This window comes from Kribbella sp. NBC_01510, from assembly GCF_045040325.1.
GTDB lineage: Bacteria > Actinomycetota > Actinomycetes > Propionibacteriales > Kribbellaceae > Kribbella.
Genome location: NZ_CP109418.1, coordinates 2,856,920 through 2,873,195, shown reverse-complemented (window position 1 = coordinate 2,873,195; position 16,276 = coordinate 2,856,920). Strand labels below are relative to the sequence as shown.

Annotated in this window: 16 protein-coding genes; 7 read left to right on the top strand and 9 right to left on the bottom strand. The window is 67.9% G+C overall.

What is annotated here, in order from left to right; translation table 11 throughout:
* Positions 1-158: 158 nt before the first annotated feature.
* The 6 genes from OG558_RS14335 to OG558_RS14310 all read left to right on the top strand — a co-directional run bounded on the left by OG558_RS14335 (position 159) and on the right by OG558_RS14310 (position 6,441).
* A complete protein-coding gene (locus tag OG558_RS14335) occupies positions 159-1,586 on the top strand; it encodes an extracellular solute-binding protein (protein ID WP_405070688.1) in 1,428 nt (475 codons plus the stop codon).
* Positions 1,586-2,527 carry a sugar ABC transporter permease gene (locus tag OG558_RS14330; RefSeq protein ID WP_329483719.1) on the top strand — a complete coding sequence of 314 codons (942 nt, stop codon included), beginning with the start codon at positions 1,586-1,588 and terminating at the stop codon, positions 2,525-2,527. The genes OG558_RS14335 and OG558_RS14330 overlap by 1 nt, the downstream gene beginning before the upstream one ends.
* Complete coding sequence (locus tag OG558_RS14325; RefSeq protein WP_329483718.1) at positions 2,524-3,366, top strand: carbohydrate ABC transporter permease; 843 nt, start codon at positions 2,524-2,526, stop codon at positions 3,364-3,366. The genes OG558_RS14330 and OG558_RS14325 overlap by 4 nt, the downstream gene beginning before the upstream one ends.
* Positions 3,366-4,493, top strand: a complete 1,128-nt coding sequence (locus tag OG558_RS14320) for an ABC transporter ATP-binding protein (protein WP_405070687.1) — start codon at positions 3,366-3,368, stop codon at positions 4,491-4,493. Before OG558_RS14325 ends, OG558_RS14320 begins: the two co-directional genes overlap by 1 nt.
* Positions 4,494-4,524: 31 nt before the next feature.
* Complete coding sequence (locus OG558_RS14315) at positions 4,525-5,772, top strand: CehA/McbA family metallohydrolase (protein ID WP_405070686.1); 1,248 nt, start codon at positions 4,525-4,527, stop codon at positions 5,770-5,772.
* Between the two features lie 264 nt (positions 5,773-6,036).
* A complete protein-coding gene (locus OG558_RS14310) occupies positions 6,037-6,441 on the top strand; it encodes a hypothetical protein (protein ID WP_405070685.1) in 405 nt (134 codons plus the stop codon).
* A gap of 112 nt (positions 6,442-6,553) precedes the next feature.
* On the opposite strand, the gene OG558_RS14305 is transcribed toward OG558_RS14310, so the two are convergent.
* The 9 genes from OG558_RS14305 to ssd form a co-directional block, all read right to left on the bottom strand.
* Positions 6,554-7,174, bottom strand: coding sequence for a response regulator transcription factor (locus OG558_RS14305; RefSeq protein ID WP_329484830.1), 621 nt, complete (start codon positions 7,172-7,174; stop codon positions 6,554-6,556).
* Positions 7,175-7,529: 355 nt separating this feature from the next.
* Positions 7,530-8,927, bottom strand: a complete 1,398-nt coding sequence (locus OG558_RS14300; protein WP_405070684.1) for an MFS transporter — start codon at positions 8,925-8,927, stop codon at positions 7,530-7,532.
* Between the two features lie 96 nt (positions 8,928-9,023).
* On the bottom strand, positions 9,024-9,485 hold the full coding sequence (locus OG558_RS14295) for a pilus assembly protein TadG-related protein (protein WP_405070683.1): 462 nt from the start codon (positions 9,483-9,485) through the stop codon (positions 9,024-9,026).
* A complete protein-coding gene (locus tag OG558_RS14290) occupies positions 9,482-9,943 on the bottom strand; it encodes a TadE family type IV pilus minor pilin (protein WP_405070682.1) in 462 nt (153 codons plus the stop codon). Before OG558_RS14290 ends, OG558_RS14295 begins: the two co-directional genes overlap by 4 nt.
* Positions 9,944-10,012: 69 nt before the next feature.
* A complete protein-coding gene (locus tag OG558_RS14285) occupies positions 10,013-10,231 on the bottom strand; it encodes a DUF4244 domain-containing protein (protein WP_405070681.1) in 219 nt (72 codons plus the stop codon).
* Between the two features lie 108 nt (positions 10,232-10,339).
* Complete coding sequence (locus OG558_RS14280; RefSeq protein WP_405070680.1) at positions 10,340-11,056, bottom strand: type II secretion system F family protein; 717 nt, start codon at positions 11,054-11,056, stop codon at positions 10,340-10,342.
* Positions 11,057-11,155: 99 nt separating this feature from the next.
* A complete protein-coding gene (locus OG558_RS14275; RefSeq protein ID WP_405070679.1) occupies positions 11,156-11,992 on the bottom strand; it encodes a type II secretion system F family protein in 837 nt (278 codons plus the stop codon).
* Positions 11,989-13,215: a TadA family conjugal transfer-associated ATPase gene (locus OG558_RS14270; RefSeq protein ID WP_405070678.1), complete on the bottom strand. Its 1,227-nt coding sequence runs from the start codon at positions 13,213-13,215 to the stop codon at positions 11,989-11,991. Before OG558_RS14270 ends, OG558_RS14275 begins: the two co-directional genes overlap by 4 nt.
* A gap of 37 nt (positions 13,216-13,252) precedes the next feature.
* Positions 13,253-14,335 (bottom strand): septum site-determining protein Ssd, encoded by a 1,083-nt coding sequence (gene ssd, locus OG558_RS14265; protein WP_405070677.1) that lies wholly within the window; start codon positions 14,333-14,335, stop codon positions 13,253-13,255.
* 206 nt (positions 14,336-14,541) lie between these two features.
* Between ssd and OG558_RS14260 the strand changes: the two genes are divergently transcribed.
* Positions 14,542-16,257, top strand: a complete 1,716-nt coding sequence (locus OG558_RS14260) for a glycosyl hydrolase family 18 protein (RefSeq protein WP_405070676.1) — start codon at positions 14,542-14,544, stop codon at positions 16,255-16,257.
* Positions 16,258-16,276: the final 19 nt, after the last annotated feature.

Genomic DNA, 16,276 nt, shown 5'->3' with positions numbered 1-16,276 from the left:
GTGCCGCGGACTTCCAGGTTGACAGTTCGCGCTTGGTTGCCTACAGCCCCTGGCAAACGTTCGTCCCAGGGTTGGGAAAAAGTCTTCACATAATCGCCAAGGAGTGCCAATCTTTGACCGGCACTCTTGCTGGACCACTTTCGCTAGGAGCCCCCCAGATGCGATCACTCACGCGGTTGACCACCGCAGGCGTCCTCGGCGCCGCGACCCTTGCCCTGCTCACCGGCTGCCTCGGCTCGTCCGACGCCGGCAGCGGCGATCAGGACGCGAACCGGAACTCCGAGGCCAAGAAGGTCGAGCTGACGATCGGCTCGAACTCGGTCAAGGGCGGCAAGAGCAGCGCCGGCGCCACCTTCCTCGAGGACGTGCTGATCCCGAAGTTCGTCGCCGATCAGAAGGGCAAGGGCGTCGACGTCACGGTCAAGTTCCAGGGTGACGGCTCCGACGACGAGGTCTACAAGCAGAAGCTGTCGCTCGACCTGTCGAACAAGTCCGGTCCGGACCTGTTCCAGATCGACGGAATCTGGGTCGGCGAGTTCGCTCAGGCCGGGTACATCAAGCCGCTCACCGACACCGTCGGCGACACGGCCAAGGTCGACGACTGGGACGGCTGGAAGCAGATCCCGGAGGCGGTGCAGCAGCTCGGCAGCTTCGAGGGCAAGCGGTACGGCGTTCCCGGTGGCACCGACGGCCGGGTGCTGTTCTTCAACAAGAAGCTGTTCCAGCAGGCCGGCCTCCCCGCCGACTGGCAGCCGAAGTCGTGGGACGACATCATCACCGCCGGCCAGGCACTGAAAAAGCTGACCGGCGTCACCCCGATCCAGATCAACGCCGGGACGGCGATGGGCGAGGCGACCACGATGCAGGGCGTTCTGCCGCTCCTGGTCGGCACCGGCGCCACCGTGAACACCGACGGCAAGTGGCTGGGCGACACCCCGCAGCTGCGCCAGGTGCTGGACTTCTACCACCAGATCTACAGCACCGGTCTCGGTGACCCCGTGCTCCAGCGCGAGGCCAAGGGCCGGGACAAGTCGTTCGCCGAGTTCGCCGCGAACAAGGTCGGCATCCTGCTGGAGAGCGACTACTTCTGGCGCAGCGTCGTGGAGCCGAAGGCGGGCGTCGCCAAGATGGCCGACCGCGACACTGCTGTCGGCTACGCGCTGATCCCGGCCAGCAAGCCGGGCGGCGGCGTCAAGGGCCAGGACTTCGTCTCGATGTCCGGCGGCGGCGCGACCGTGATCAACCCGAACACCAAGTTCCCGCAGCAGGCCTGGGAGCTCCTGCAGTTCATGAACTCCGCGGACATGGTGAAGGCATCGCTGGACGGCGCCGCCAAGATCACCCAGCGCAACGACGTCAACAGCGAGGTGCTCGCCGGCGACCCGATGCTGAACTTCGTCGCCACCAAGGTCCTGCCGATCACGCAGTTCCGGCCCGGACTGGCGGAGTACCCGAAGATCTCGGCCGCGCTGCAGCAGTCGACCGCTGACGTGGTCGGTGGCAAGACGACCGACGCGGCGGCGACGGCGTACCAGAAGGCCGTCGAGACCGCGGCCGGCAGCAAGGACAAGGTCACCAGCAACTGATGACTTCCGCTTCCGCACCCGTGCCGGGCGATCCGGTCCGGGAACGCGGTCCGGCAGCCCGCCGGGGCCCCGCTCGTGATGTGGCGGGGCTCGGCGTCGGCCGGGCCTTCGGCTTCGTCGCTCCGGCCCTGCTGCTGGTCGGCGCGTTCCTGGTCTTCCCGGCGGTCTGGACCATCTACATCGGGCTCACCAACTACCGGCTGACCGGTGTCGAGGCCGTGTCGCCGTCGATGGTCGGGCTGTCCAACTACACCAAGGCGCTCAACGACGCGCTCTTCCACAACGCCTTGTGGCTGACGATGTTGTTCGTCCTCGGCTCCGCGATCATCGGCCAGAACATCCTCGGCTTCACGCTGGCCTGGGTGATGCGACGTACCCGGCCGGCCGTTCGCCGTACTGTCGAGGCCTTCGTGCTGCTGGCCTGGATCCTGCCGTCGACGGTGGTCGCGTACCTGTGGGTCGCGTTCTTCGACCGCGACGGCGGCACGCTCAACAGCGTCCTCGGTACGCCGGGGACCGCATGGCTGATCGACTACCCGATGGCGTGCCTGGTGTTCTTCAACACCTGGCGCGGCACGGCGTTCTCGATGATGCTCTACTCCTCCGCGCTGCAGGCGGTCCCGCCGTCGCAACTGGAGTCGGCGCGGATGGTCGGTGCATCCGGCTGGCAGACGCTGCGGGACGTGGTGTTCCCGCACATCCGCGGGCACGTGCTGACGAACACGCTGCTGATCTCGCTGTGGACGGCGAACGACTTCTCGCCGTTCCTGCTCACCAAGGGCGGGCCGAACCACGAGTCCGAGACGGTGCCGGTCTACATCTACAACGTGGCCCTGCAGGGCGGCGAGCTCGGGTACTCCTCGGCCATCTCGTTCCTGCTGCTGATCGCGAACCTGCTGGTCTCGCTCATCTACCTCCGACTGTTGAGGAGGCGCTCGTGAGTACGCGTGCCGCGGCGCTCACGCCGGCGTTCGTCGTACGGCGGATCGGCTTCTACGTGCTGATCTGCGCGATCACGCTGTTCTTCGCCGTACCCATGCTGTGGATCGCGTCGGCGCCGTTCGACAAGAACCCCGGTCTCGGGGTGCGCTGGCCGGACTGGACGCTGGAGAACGTCCGCAAGACGCTCGACCATCCGTACGCGATGCACTCGATGGTCAACTCGCTGCTGATCTGCGTGACGACGGCGGTGGCGGTGACCGCCTTCGCCGCGCTGGCCAGCTATGCGTTGTCGCGCGTCCGTCTCCCCGGCCGGGACGCGTTGCTGTACGGGCTGTTGCTGCTGTCCTCGGTCGTCACCGGGACCGCCGCGATGGTGCCGATCTTCGTGATGATGTTCCAGCTCGGGCTGATCGACTCCCGGTTCGGCGTCGCGCTGGTGATGACCGGCGGGCTGTTGCCGGCGGCAATCTTCATCCTGAAGGACTTCGTCGACGCGGTGCCGAAGTCCTACGAGGAGTCGGCCCGCGTGTTCGGCGCGTCCACGGGACAGATCCTGCGGGACGTCGTACTGCCGGTGGCGCGGCCCGGCCTGGCCACCATCATGGTCTGGGCGTTCGTGAACTCCTGGGGCAACTTCCTGGTGCCCTTCCTGCTCATCCGGTCGATCGACAAGCAGCCCGGTGCGGTGCTGATGCAGACCCTCACCGACGAAGGCGGCAGCGTGAACCTGCAGGTGCTGCCGGTCTTCTCGCTGCTGTTCTCGATCCCGGTCGTCGTGCTGTACCTGCTGGTGAACTCGCGGTATGGGTTCCGCTTCCATGGAGGGATCAAGAGCTGATGGCGGGCATCGACATCGAAGGCCTGGCGACCGTCTACCCGAACGGCGTGCGCGCCGTCGACGGGCTGGACCTGCACGTGGCCCACGGCGAGTTCTTCGCGCTGCTCGGCCCGTCCGGCTGCGGCAAGACCACGCTGCTGCGGACGATCGCCGGACTGGAGGCCGCGACCGAGGGCACGGTCCGGATCAACTCGGCCGACGTGACTCGGACCGAGCCAGGCAAGCGCGGCGTGGCGATGGTCTTCCAGGACTACGCGCTCTTCCCGCACATGAATGTGGCGGAGAACATCACCTACCCCCTGAAGGTACGACGTGTCGCCCTGGCTACTCGTACGGCGACAGCGGAGCGGACCGCTGGTGCGCTGTCGCTGCAAGGACTGCTGGAGCGCAAGCCAGGCCAGTTGTCGGGCGGACAGCAGCAGCGGGTCGCACTGGCCCGCGCCATCGCCTCCCAAGGCAAGGTGCTGCTCTTGGATGAGCCGCTGTCGAACCTCGACGCTCGGCTGCGGCTGGAGGCGCGCACCTTCCTCAAGAAGCTGCAGCGCGATCTGGGCATCACCACCGTCTTCGTCACCCACGACCAGGCCGAGGCGCTCGCGCTGGCCGACCGGATCGCGGTGATGGAGTCCGGCAAGCTGCGGCAACTCGGTTCGCCGCGCGAGGTCTTCGCCCGTCCGGCCAACACCTTCGTCGCCAACTTCATCGGCTCCACCCCGATGAACCTTCTCCCCGGCAAGGTCGCCGCGGGTTCCTCGGGCACCAACGGCTCGTCCGCCGCCGAGGGCTCGGTCACGGTCGCCGGCGGCTCGTTGCCCGCGACAACCTTCTCGGCCCCCGCCGGCGCGGAGGTGACCGTGGGCATCCGCCCCGAGTACCTCACCATCGCGACGGGCGACGTCACCGGCCCGGTCCTGCGTGGCACAGTCGTCGTGGCCGAGAACCTGGGCACCCAGTCCCTGGTCAGCGTCGACTGCGACGGCACCCTGGTCGGCGTGACCGTCCCGGAAGAAGATGAGCCGTCCCCCGGCGCAACCGTCGTCCTCACCGCCCCGGCCTCCCGAGTCCTCCTGTACGACAAGGAGTCCGGCGACCTCCTAGCCCGCCAACCAGCCCCCGTGCCCTCATGACCGACAACCTCCCGACGGTTACGGTCGACTGATGGCTGTCACGTCGTACCGCCGCGTCTGGACCCTCGACGACCGCGCCGAGTCGGTCTACCACTCGTTGCCCGTCGACATCCCGGCCGGTTGCCCGGGCCTACTCGTCACGCTCACCGTCCCGCCGATCGAAGGCGCGGTCATCGACATCGGGTGCGAAGGTGCGGCCGGTTGGCGTGGTTGGTCCGGCGGCGCGCGCCAGACGTTCGCCATCACACCGTCCGCGGCGACGCCCGGCTACGTCCCCGGGGAACTCGAGCCCGGCACCTGGTGGGTCGTCCTCGGCCTCCATCGCATCCCAGTCGAAGGCGTCGAACTCATCGTCGAAGCCGTGACCGGCCCCGTCGACACCGTGCCGGGCCTCGCGGAGTACGCCGACGCCGACGCGGCGATCGCCGTACCCGCAAGACCGCCACGACGGTCGCTGCCCGCAGCGCCAGGGCTGAAGTGGGTCGCGGGCGACTTCCACGCACACTCTCTCCACTCTGACGGCTCGACCCCGATCGCGAACCTCGCCGCCCTCGGCGTCACCGCCGGCCTGGACGTGCTGGCGGTCACCGATCACAACACCGTCGCGCATCACCTCGAACTGCCGTCGCTCAGCAAACGCTTCGGAATCGGCCTGATCCCCGGCCAAGAGGTGACAACCGACACCGGCCACGCGAACGCCTTCGGCGACATCGGCGTCATCGACTTCCGTCAGCCCGCCGCCACCTGGGTCTCCGAGGTCGCGCGCCGTGGCGGCCTGCTCTCGATCAACCACCCACTGGGCGGCGACTGCTCTTGGCGCCACCCACTCCCGGAACACCCACCACTCGCCGAAATCTGGCACTCGTCCTGGCTGGACCACACCTGGGGCGGTCCCATCGCCTGGTGGCAGGCATGGGGCCTGGAGAGCACAACGCCAATCGGCGGTAGCGACTGGCACAACCCAACCTCACTCACCTCACCCGGCACCCCGACCACCTGGATAGCCGTAGACGCCGCAGCCGAAGGCCCCGACGAGCTGCCACTCGCGGTCCTAGCAGGCCTCGCCGCTGGTCGCACAGCCCTCTCCTGGTCCTACACCGCCCCAGTCCTAGTCCGCACCGACAACGAACTGGTCGCCCTGGACGCCCCCAACACCCTCGTGATCTCACCCAACGGCACCCGCCACCCCATCCACACCCCCCGGCAATCCATCCCAGCCAGCCCGGGCCCCCACCTCCTCGTAACCCACACCGGCCAATTCCTCTCCACCTGCGCCTAACCTCACCCACCTGCGCCGCCGGCCTCCCCCGCCTACACCTCGCGACCCCGCGGTCTCCCGCCCCATCTGCGGCTGCCCGCCTCCGCCTGCGGCTTGGCACCTCGAGCACAGCTCCACCTACGCCGACCGAGGCCGCACCTTCTCGGGAGCGCCCAAGACCTGGCCTCCGCCTGACGTGTCCGAGGCCGTGCCTCCACCCGAGCCTGCCCAAGGTCCGACCTTCGCCTGTGACCGTTGGAGACGGCGGAGGGGCAGACTGAGCTGATGACAACCGGACACCGTCAGGTGATCGTCGTCGACGCCGCGAACGTGATCGGCTCCCGCCCCGACGGCTGGTGGCGCGACCGCCCTGGCGCAGCCCGTCGCCTCCTGACGAAACTCGCCGTACTCCAGCAACACCTCGACGACACCGACATCATCGTGATCCTCGAAGGCGCCGCCCGAGCCGCCGTCTCCGGCCCCGACGCCCCCGACACCGGCGAACTGAGTGTCGTCCTCGCCCCCGGCTCCGGCGACGACACCATCGCGGCCATCACCGCCGAGTCCACCGCCCAACCCAACACCCCGGAAGTCACCGTAGTAACCGCCGACCGAGGCCTCCGCCAGCGCATAGAACCCACCGGCGCCACCCCAGTAGGCACCCGCTGGCTCCTAGACCAACTCGACTAACACAGGTCGTGAAGCCGTGACCATCGCAATCCAGAACGTCGTCTACGCCGACCACCCCTTCTGCGTGTAGCCACACCCCGCCAACCGCTCGGATCGACCGTGGGCGGGTGGGTCAGTCGAGGAGCCAGCCGTTGTGTTCGGCTATTTGGATGGCGTCGGAGCGGGTGCGGGCGCCGGTCTTTCCGATTGCCGACCAGAGTCGGGTACGCACTACACGCTCGGAGACGTCGAGCTTTCGTGCCATCAAGGCGACCGAACCACCATCGCGGGCTGCCCGGAGCGTGTCGGTCTCGTCTTCGTTGAGCGGGGTCTCGGAGTACCTGAGTGTCTCGGCCGCGAGGTTTGCGTCGACCACGCGCAGGCCGAGGTGCACCCGTCGTACCGCATCTGCCAACTGCGGAGCCGGACTTCCCTTCAGTGCGAAACCCTTCGCGCCGGCATCGAGACCACGTCGCAGGTGCACCGGGCGCCCGTACGTCGTCAGCATGACGACCCGGCATTCCGGCATCGAAGTACGTAACCTGGTGGTCACGGTGATGCTGTCGTTCCCCGGGCCGGCGGCGTCGAGTAGCGCGACGTTCGCACGATGCCGTTTCGCGGCACTCACCACGTCGTCGCTTCGGTTGAGCTCGGCAACGATCTCCAGATCGCGCTCGCGCTCCAAACCGCTGCGCAGCAAGCCGCGGCTGAGGATCTGGTCATCGACCAGCAGCAGCCGGATCCGGTCGGGCAAACGGACCTCCGAGGTAACCGTCCGGGCGCCGGGGAAGTACGTCCGGGAGGAATGAGCAGGGACTCGGTTCCAGATCATGAAGCCCGGTCCCACGCCCCGTCCACATCAACGCGGCATCTCTACCAGATTGCGACCAGATCGCGACCCCACCAGAACCACCCCAACCCACCACATCCCCACAACCTCCGACCACGCAGTCTCCCAAGCACCAAAGCGCAGCCAACCCGGACGGACCCGCAACGCCATCAACCCTGCAAGCCGACGTATGGCCGCAGGCGCGAATGCAGGGCCCACCGACGGGAGGGGCGCGGGCGCAGATGCAGGAGCCCACCAGCAGAGGAGTGCGGACGGAGGGTTATGGGATGGCCGGGGTGGGTTGGGTGGAGTGGTGGGTGGGGACGGGGTGCGGCAGGCGGGGGCGGAGGTTGAGGTAGACGAGCAGGGCGGTGGCGAGGATCAGGGTTGCGGCTACGGAGAGAGCGAGGTGCATTCCGGTCAGTTGGGTAGCCTGGGTGGCGGCGATCGCGGCGAGGACTGGTGTGCCGACGGTGCAGGCCACCTCTTGAGTCATTGAGGTCAGGCCGGTCGCCAGACCCTGCTCGCTGTCCGCGACCCCAGACGTGCCGATCACCGAGTAGGCGACCATCGCGGCGACGTGACCGAAGAAGCCGATGAACAGCGCGGGGACAAGGATCACCAGCGCGATCCGATGAGCTCCCAGGAACGCCAGCGGCAGCGTCGCGATCCCCTGGATGGACATGCTCACGGCCACGACCCGCCGCCCCCCGAAGCGTCCGATGATTCGCCCTGCCAGGACTCCGGCGGCCACAGACGCCACGCCTGGCACCCCGAACACGATGCCGGTCGTCAACGGTGAGAGCTTCAGCGTCTGCTGCAGGTACAGCGTCGTCAGGAAGATCATCCCGGTCACCATGGAACACGTCACCAACCCGGCCACGTTGCCCCACGTCACCGATGGCCGCTTGAGGATGCGCAGTGGCACGAGCGGCGCCGACGTTCGCAGCTCGATCACGGCGAACGCAGCCAGCAGCAGTACGCCGACACCCGCAGATCGAACGCTCCCCTCGATCACCGCATAGACCACGGCCATCAGCCCGCCGGTTACGGTCACTGCTCCAGCCACATCCAGCTTCGCCCGAACTGCCACCGAGCTCTCCTTGACCACGAACGGGCCGAGCACCAGCACAGCCACCGCGGCCGGAACGTTGATGAAGAACGCCGCCCGCCAGCCAAACAGGCTGACAAGGGTTCCGCCCACCAACGCACCTACGGCGAACCCGGCCGACCCCAGGGCACCTCTCAGCCCGAGGACCCGCTCACGCCGCGCACCCTCGGCAAAAGTCGTCGTGAGCAACGACAGTGCGGCGGGCAGCGCCATCGCGGTAGCGAGCCCCTGCAACGCCCGCGCGGTCAGAAGCACCTCGGCACTGCCCGCGAAACCGCCGAGCAACGACGCTCCAGCCAGGAGAACCATGCCGGCCAGGAAGAACCTGCGCCGACCGTACAGATCGCCCAGCCGGCCGAACAGGAGCGTGAAGCCGGCCGCCGGCAACGCGAACGCCGACGAGATCCACGGCAACCCCTCAGGCCCCAGTCCGACGCCCGCCCCAGCCTCGGGCAGCGCCACATTCAGGATCGAGAAGTCGATCGACAACATGAACCCGGCACCCAGCAGGACCAGCAAAACCAGCTGTTCCCGAGTGCTGAACCGCACCCCAACCCCGCCAGCCATCACAACCTCCGACTATTTAGCAACTGATTGGTTGCTACTTTATAGCAACTGATTGGTTGCGTCAAAGATCGGGCGTCCTGCGCCGATGGCGGCAGGTCAGAGGGGGCCGGCTCGCGCAGTGGTGGTCAGTGTCGGGTGGGTGAAGGGCAGGCGCAGGTCGAGGGCTACCTGGATGGTTACTGAGGTCGGCGTGAGGTGGCAGGCGACCAGATCGACCTTGTGGAGCGCTGCTATTCGAGCCGCGATGGCGCAGGGAATCGTGCGGTCCAGCGCGGAGGAGCTGGAGGTGGTCAGGTCTGGGCCGGGGAGGTCTGACGCCGTGCGCGCTCCGGTGATGTCGAAGGTGGTTGCGCCTGAGGCCGTCGTACTCGCGTCAGCGGCGGCTGGATTGGCTAGGGACTGGGCGGCGCTCAAGGCTGTTAGGTCTGCTGCGGTCGCCAGCTTGTGGCGGGCTGTGGAGATTGTGGACCAGAGGATGGCGGCGGCTAGGGCTGTTAGGAGCAGTACGGCGGCGAAGAGGGAGTGGAGGGTGGCGCTTCCTTTCTCGTTGTGGGTCATGGGGATTCTTCCTGGCTGGGTTCGGACTCGAGGGTGGCGTGCGCGGTGAGGTGGGTGGGGGCTAGGGCTGACAGGAGTGGGGGGTTGTGGGTTGGGGTGGCTGTGACTGTTACGTGGATGTCGGGACCTTCGCGCGAGATGGTGATGCTGCCGGTGGGGATGGTGCGGTGGCCGATGGCCTTGGCTTGGTCGGGAGGTTCGCCTCGGGCTACTGCGCGGGCTACGTCTCGGGCGGCGTCGATGCATTGGATGTTGAGGATGACCAGGCCGATCGACCAGATGCCTAAGAGGAGAAGGGAAAGCAGGACTGGGAGTGTGATCGCGAGCTCAGCGGTGACAGCACCGCGCTCGGACGGTTTGGGTTGCCTGGTGGGATCGCTGTGGTCGGTTGGGTTGGGTTGGGCTGTGGGGACAAGGTGATTCGGGGTGGCGGGGGCTGGGGCTCTGGTGGAGGGCATCTGGGGCTCCTTGGGGCGGCCGGTCGGGTTGAGGGGTGGACTCGACCGGCCGCCTGGTGGGTGGGCGGGTTAGAGCTGGACGCCTTCTACGCCGGCCAGTTTGAGGGCGTAGTTGATGAGCGCTTTGAGGGCGTTGAGCATCACGTCGGACTTGAGGAGTGCGACGAGGATGCCGCCGAAGCCGCAGGCGGCTACGACGCTGACGGCGTACTCAGCGGTGGCGGCGCCGCGCTGGGTGCGGGCGGGGGTGTGGAGATGGTTGCGGACGGCTACTAGTGCCTTGGACATCTGGTACCTCCGGGGGTGCGAAGCGGCTTGTCCGGATCGCTTACTGACAACATGCCGTTGCCGGACGGCCTTTTTTGAAGGAGTTTCGGGGCTGTGGATGACGCACTTTCAGGGGTTGAGCAGGTACGGGACGAGGGCGTCGGCGATGGTGGGGACGATGGAGAGAAGGACGAAGGCCGGCAGGAAGCAGAGGCCTAGCGGGAGGGCGGAGCGGGACTCTGCGGCGCGGGCTCGTTGATCGGCTGCGTGATGGTGCGTTTGGCGGGTGTCGTCGGCTAGGTGTTCGAGGGTCTTTGAGAGCGGTGCGCCTGAGCGGATTGAGCGGTCGATTGCTCGGGCGACGGATGAACAGGCTGGTTCGGAACGTAGGTGGGACCACGCGTCGGCCGGGTCTGCGCCTAGGGCGAGGTGGTGGGCGACCTTGGTGAAGAGGTCGGCTAGTGGGCCAGGGACTGCGGTTGCGACGAGGCTGAGGGCTTGTTGGGGTGGGCGGCCTGCGCGGAGGCAGGCGGTGAGGAGGTCTACGGCTAGTGGGAGGTCGCGGGTGATCCGGGCTGTGCGTTGTCTGATGGCGGTTGGTTCGAGGCGGGAGAGGGCGCGAGGGATTGTGTAGAAGGCGAGGGCCGCAGGTATGGCGCCCCATGGGAGGCCGATGAGCAGGAGTGCGCCGATGGCCGTGGTGACTGCTGCCAGGCGATGGGCTCGGGGTGTTCGGGGTCGGGTGGAACGCGGCGGCGTGGTCAGGCGGCGGAGGTTGGGATGGGGTGCGGTCAGCAGGTAGGTGGTGATCGCCAGAGCTGTGGCTGCGGAGAGGGTCGGGGGCATGAAGAACCTCGGAGGACGGTGGGGGTAAGCGGATCTCGGACGGGTGAGTCGTCCCGTGGGGAGGCGGGTTGTCGCGCGGGGCGCCGGGCAGGCGAGTTGTTACGTGGGGGTGTCGGAGAGGCGGGTTGTCCAGTGGAGGCCTAGGGCGGTGAGGGTTAGGCCGGTGGTTAGGCAGAGCCAGCCGGTGGGGGTGGCGGTGAGGAAGGTCAGGGGGTTGGCGCCTAGGGAGTAGCCGAGGGCTATGCCGAACACGGGGAGGGCGGCGAGGATGCGGGCGGTGGAGCGGGCCCCTGCGAGGCTGGCTTCGGTTTGGCGGTGGATGGCTTCGTCGGCGCGGAGGGAGTCGGCGAGGCGTTCGGTCAGGGCGGCGAAGGCGGCTCCGGATTCTTCGGCTACGCGCCAGGCTGCGGCCAATGCGCGGAGGCCGGTGGCGCCGGGTGACTCGGCTGCGAGTTCTAGGGCGCCGGGAACATCGCCGCCGAGTTTGGCTGCTGCGTGCGGGACGTGGAAGTCGGGGCTGATGGATGCGGCGCCCTCCAAGGCGTCGACGGGTGGGCGGCCGGCGATCAGGTCGGCTGTTAGTACGTCGAGGGCTTCGATGATCTGGGTACGGCGGGCTGCGGCTGTTGTACGGCGTCGGTGTTGGGCTCGTTGTACGGCGACCAGGGCAGCGACCACGGCGATCGCGATGGTCGAGACCAGGATCTGTGCGCCGAGGGTGAGGAGGGTGGCCGTGGCGATGGACGCGACCAGCCAAAGGCGGCTCGGCGAGGGTAGTCGCGTCAGTCGGCGGCCGTCCGGTTTGCTTCGGCGTACGTCCGGTTTGTCACGGCGTGGCGGCGGGTCGGTGAGGCGGTGTAGGCCGCGGCCTGGTTTCGGCAGGATCAGGGCGCTGGCGAGGAACACCAGTAGCCCTGAAACCACGGCGCTGCTCATGCGGCACCGCTCAGACCGGGCTGAAGGCTGGTGAAGAGCTGGGCTGGAGGGAGGAGGGTGATGGTGCCGTTGGGGTGGAATTGGACGGCGGGATGGGTGGTGACGGTGCCGGTCGGGTGACGGGTGAGGGTTTGGATTTCGGTGATTCGGCGGGTGCCGTCGGGAGTTCGGGCCAGGTGGATTACGGCGTGGACGGCTGAGGCGAGTTGGCTGTGGAGGGCTTCGCGGGTCAGGCCGGCCAGGGCGCCCAGGGCTTCCAGGCGGGCTGGTACGTCGGACGCGGAGTTGGCGTGGATTGTGCCGCAGCCGCCTTCATGGCCGGTGTTGAGGGCGGTCAATAGGTCGACTACTTCGGGGCCGCGGACCTCGCCTACTACGAGGCGGTCTGGGCGCATGCGGAGTGCTTGGCGGACCAGGTCGCGGAGGGAGATCTCGCCGGTGCCTTCGATATTGGGAGGGCGTGCCTCCAGGCGCACGACGTGGGGGTGGTCTGGGCGGAGTTCGCTTGCGTCCTCGACGAGGATGAGGCGCTCTGATGGGTCTGCCAAGGAGAGGAGGGAGTTGAGCAGGGTTGTCTTGCCGGTGCCGGTGCCGCCGCTGATAAGGAACGCCAGGCGGGAATTGAGCAGGTCGCGGAGTATCGGCGTACCGGCTGGTGGGAGGGCGCCGGCGGTGACGAGGTCGTCGAGGGTGAAGACGTGGCGGGAGGGGACGCGGAGCGACAGGCAGGTGCCGGGGGCGGCTACCGGTGCCAGTACGGCGTGGAAGCGGGTGCCGTCGGAGAGTCGGACGTCGACGTATGGCGTGGCGTCGTCCAGCCGGCGGCCTGCGGCGGCGGCCAGGCGGGTGGCCAGCCGGCGGATGGCAGGTTCGTCGCCAGTGCGGACGAAGACGCGTTCCAGGCCGTGGCCGCGGTCTATGTAGACCTCATCGGGGCCGTTGACGAGGATGTCGGTGATGCCTGGCTCGGCGAGCAAGGTGTCGAGGGGGCCGGCGCCGAGGGCCTCGCGGCGGAGGGCGGTGACTACTGCGAGGACCATTGCGTCGCCGCAGATGGTGCCGTCGGCGCGGAGGGCGGCTGCTACGTGGGCGGGAGTTGGTTTGGCGCCGGTCAGGGCGAGCGTGCCGCGGACACGGTCGAGGAGCTCGGGCGAGACGGAGGCGCCGTCGAGAGCCGAGATGGATCTGCCGTGGAGCGTGTTGGGGGTTGGGTGTGCGTTCATGCGGTTTCCGATCCGAGTGGCTCCGGCAAGCGGGGGCTCAGGCTGCGGTTGATTCGGGGGTGGGGAAGAGGTCGAGGATCTGGGTGGCGGCTCGGGACAGGGGGCCTCGGGGGTGGGGGTCGAAGCGGCCTTGGTCCATCGAGACCGGGAGGTCGCGTTCGGGCGTCACTTTTGTTGCTAAGGGCAAGGAGAGGTGGGTGGCAACATCGGTGGCCGAGAGGCCGTGGGGGCGGCGGGATTCCCGGGCCACCACTCGGAGGTCGCCGGCTACGGCGCGGAGAGGGCCGACCAAGCGCTTGGCTGCAGCGACGGAGCGGACGTCGCAGGGCACGACGAGGAGGGTTGCCGCCGCACGGATGAAGCCCTCCTCGACGGCGGGATCCGCACGGCGGGGAAGGTCGACCACGACCAGATCGCTGCTGCGTTGGGCGGCGCCGATCACCGAGCTCATCGTGTCGGGTGGCAGGGCGGTCACGTCGGACTGATCCCAGGACAGGACGGCCAGTCCGTCGACTGAGGGCAACGCGGAGCGTAGGGCGGCGGCGCTGACACGGCCTGAGGCGTTGAGGAGCTTGGGCCAACGGTCGCCGGGATCACGTTCGATGCCGAGGGCGAGCTCGATGCCACCGCCCAGGGGATCGCCGTCGATGAGCATCGTCCGGAGGCCGCGCCGGTTGCCGAAGACCGCGACGGCCGACGCGAGCGTGGTGGCACCCGCTCCCCCACAGCCGCCGACGAAGGCGAGAGTGAGAGCTGTCCGGACCGCTCCGTCCACCGCGTCCGCAAGCTTGCCGGCGAGCGCGGATTCGTCGTCGGGCAGGCGGAACACCCCGTCGGCGCCGACGTCGAAGGCACAGCGGTAGAGCTCGTCACCGTCCAGCGCGGAGCCCACCATGACGACACCCGGCCGCGGCGCAGGCTGGGCGCGCGCCAGTGGCTCGGCCAGGTCTCGCCCGACCACGACCAGCGAGCAGGAGTGCCAGCTCCGGCGCAGGCCGATCAGGTCGGGCTCGACCAGTGGTGTGATCGCGGCTGCCGCCGACAGCCGGAGCAGGTCGTCGAGCAGGATCTCGTTGGTAGTTGCCAAGAGCACCGATGTGGGAGGTGAATTCGTGTCCATGCCTTAGAAGATGCCGTTGCCGGACCCACTTCGCGCATCCCACCGGAATCCCTGTGGACAAAGGGTTGTCGGGTTTCCGTCAGCAGCGGGAACCCGCCACGACGAGGCGGCGACCAACCCGCCGGGAACGGTTACGGTTCCTTTCGAAGCGTCTTTAACTAAATTTCACCGGACCGCTTCCGTCCCACGCTCCGGAGGACCCGCCCATGAGTCGATTGCGCATGCTCGCCGCTACGGCCACCGTCGCCGCCACCGCTCTGATCGCCGCCGCCGGCGTCTCGCTGGCCACCCCAGAAGCACGCACCGCCACGGCTGCGACGAGCGGCGGCGTGAAGACGGCGTACTTCACCCAGTGGGGGATCTACGCCAACGCGTTCTATCCGAAGAACCTGGTCACCACCGGTGTGGCCGGCAAACTGGACTTCCTCAACTACGCGTTCGCCAACGTCCACCCGACCGACCACACCTGCTTCATGGCCAACAAGGCCGCCTCGCAGGACGAGAACAACCCGAACGCCGGTGACGGCGCCGGTGACGCGTTCGCCGACTACGGCAAGTCGTATGGCGCGGACATCAGCGTCGACGGGGTCGGTGACGTCTGGAACCAGCCGATCCAGGGCAACTTCAACCAGTTGAGGAAGCTCAAGGCGAAGTACCCGAACCTGAAGATCCTGATCTCGATCGGCGGCTGGACGTACTCGAAGTACTTCTCCGACGCCGCCTCCACCGACGCCAAGCGCAAGGCCTTCGTCAGCTCCTGCGTGAACATGTTCCTCAAGGGCGACCTGCCGGTGGTCGACGGCTTCGGCGGCCCCGGTACGGCGGCCGGCATCTTCGACGGCATCGACATCGACTGGGAGTACCCGGGCTCGCCGAACGGTCACGTCGGCAACCACTACAGCGCCGCCGACAAGCAGAACTTCACCCTGTTGCTCGCCGAGCTGCGTGCCCAGCTTGATGCCTATGGCAACCAGATCGGCAAGCGCTACTACCTGACCGCGGCCACTCCGGCCGGGCAGGACAAGATCGCCACGATCGAGACGAACAAGATCGGGCAGTACCTCGACTACAACAACGTGATGTCGTACGACATGCACGGCGGCTGGGAGGCCACCGGGCCGACCAACTTCCAGGACCCGCTCTACACCGCTCCCAATGACCCGAGCAATCCGATCCCACCGGGCTCGGGCAAGTACTCCGTCGACGCCGCGGTCAAGGCGTGGACGACTGGTGACCCGGCGTACGGCATCCCCGGCGGGTTCCCGGCCGGCAAGCTCACCATCGGCTATCCCTTCTACTACCGGGGATGGAAGGGTGTTCCGAGCACAGCCAACGGCAAGTACCAGACCGCGACCGGACCGGCCGACGGACACGCGCTGAGTGGCAACGTGCCGGGTGTCTCGTTCTACAAGGAGCTCACCGGCTTCGTCGACAACCCGTCCGTGTCGTACTTCGACGACGCCACCAAGTCCTCGTGGTTCTACAGCAACGGCACGTTCTGGTCCGGTGACAACGCCCAGTCGATCAAGGCCAAGGCCGACTACCAGCACTGCAACGGACTGGGCGGCGCGATGATGTACTCCCTCGAGGCGCTGGACCCGAACGTCACGCTCTTCAACGCCGTCGTCAACTCGGTCAACGCCGAGACCCCAGGCTGCAGCGGCCCGCCGACCACACCGCCGACCACGCCTCCCACCACACCCCCGACAACACCGCCCACCACTCCACCGACCACGCCCCCGACCACCCCTCCCACCACACCGCCGACGCCTCCCACGGCCACCCCGTGGGCGCCGAACACGACCTATGCGACCGGTGCGCTGGTGACCTACAACGGCGTCACCTACAAGTGCATCCAGGGTCACACCTCCCTGACCGGCTGGGAGCCACCGAACGTCCCCGCACTCTGGGGCCGGGTCTGATCACGTACCGCCCACTGAT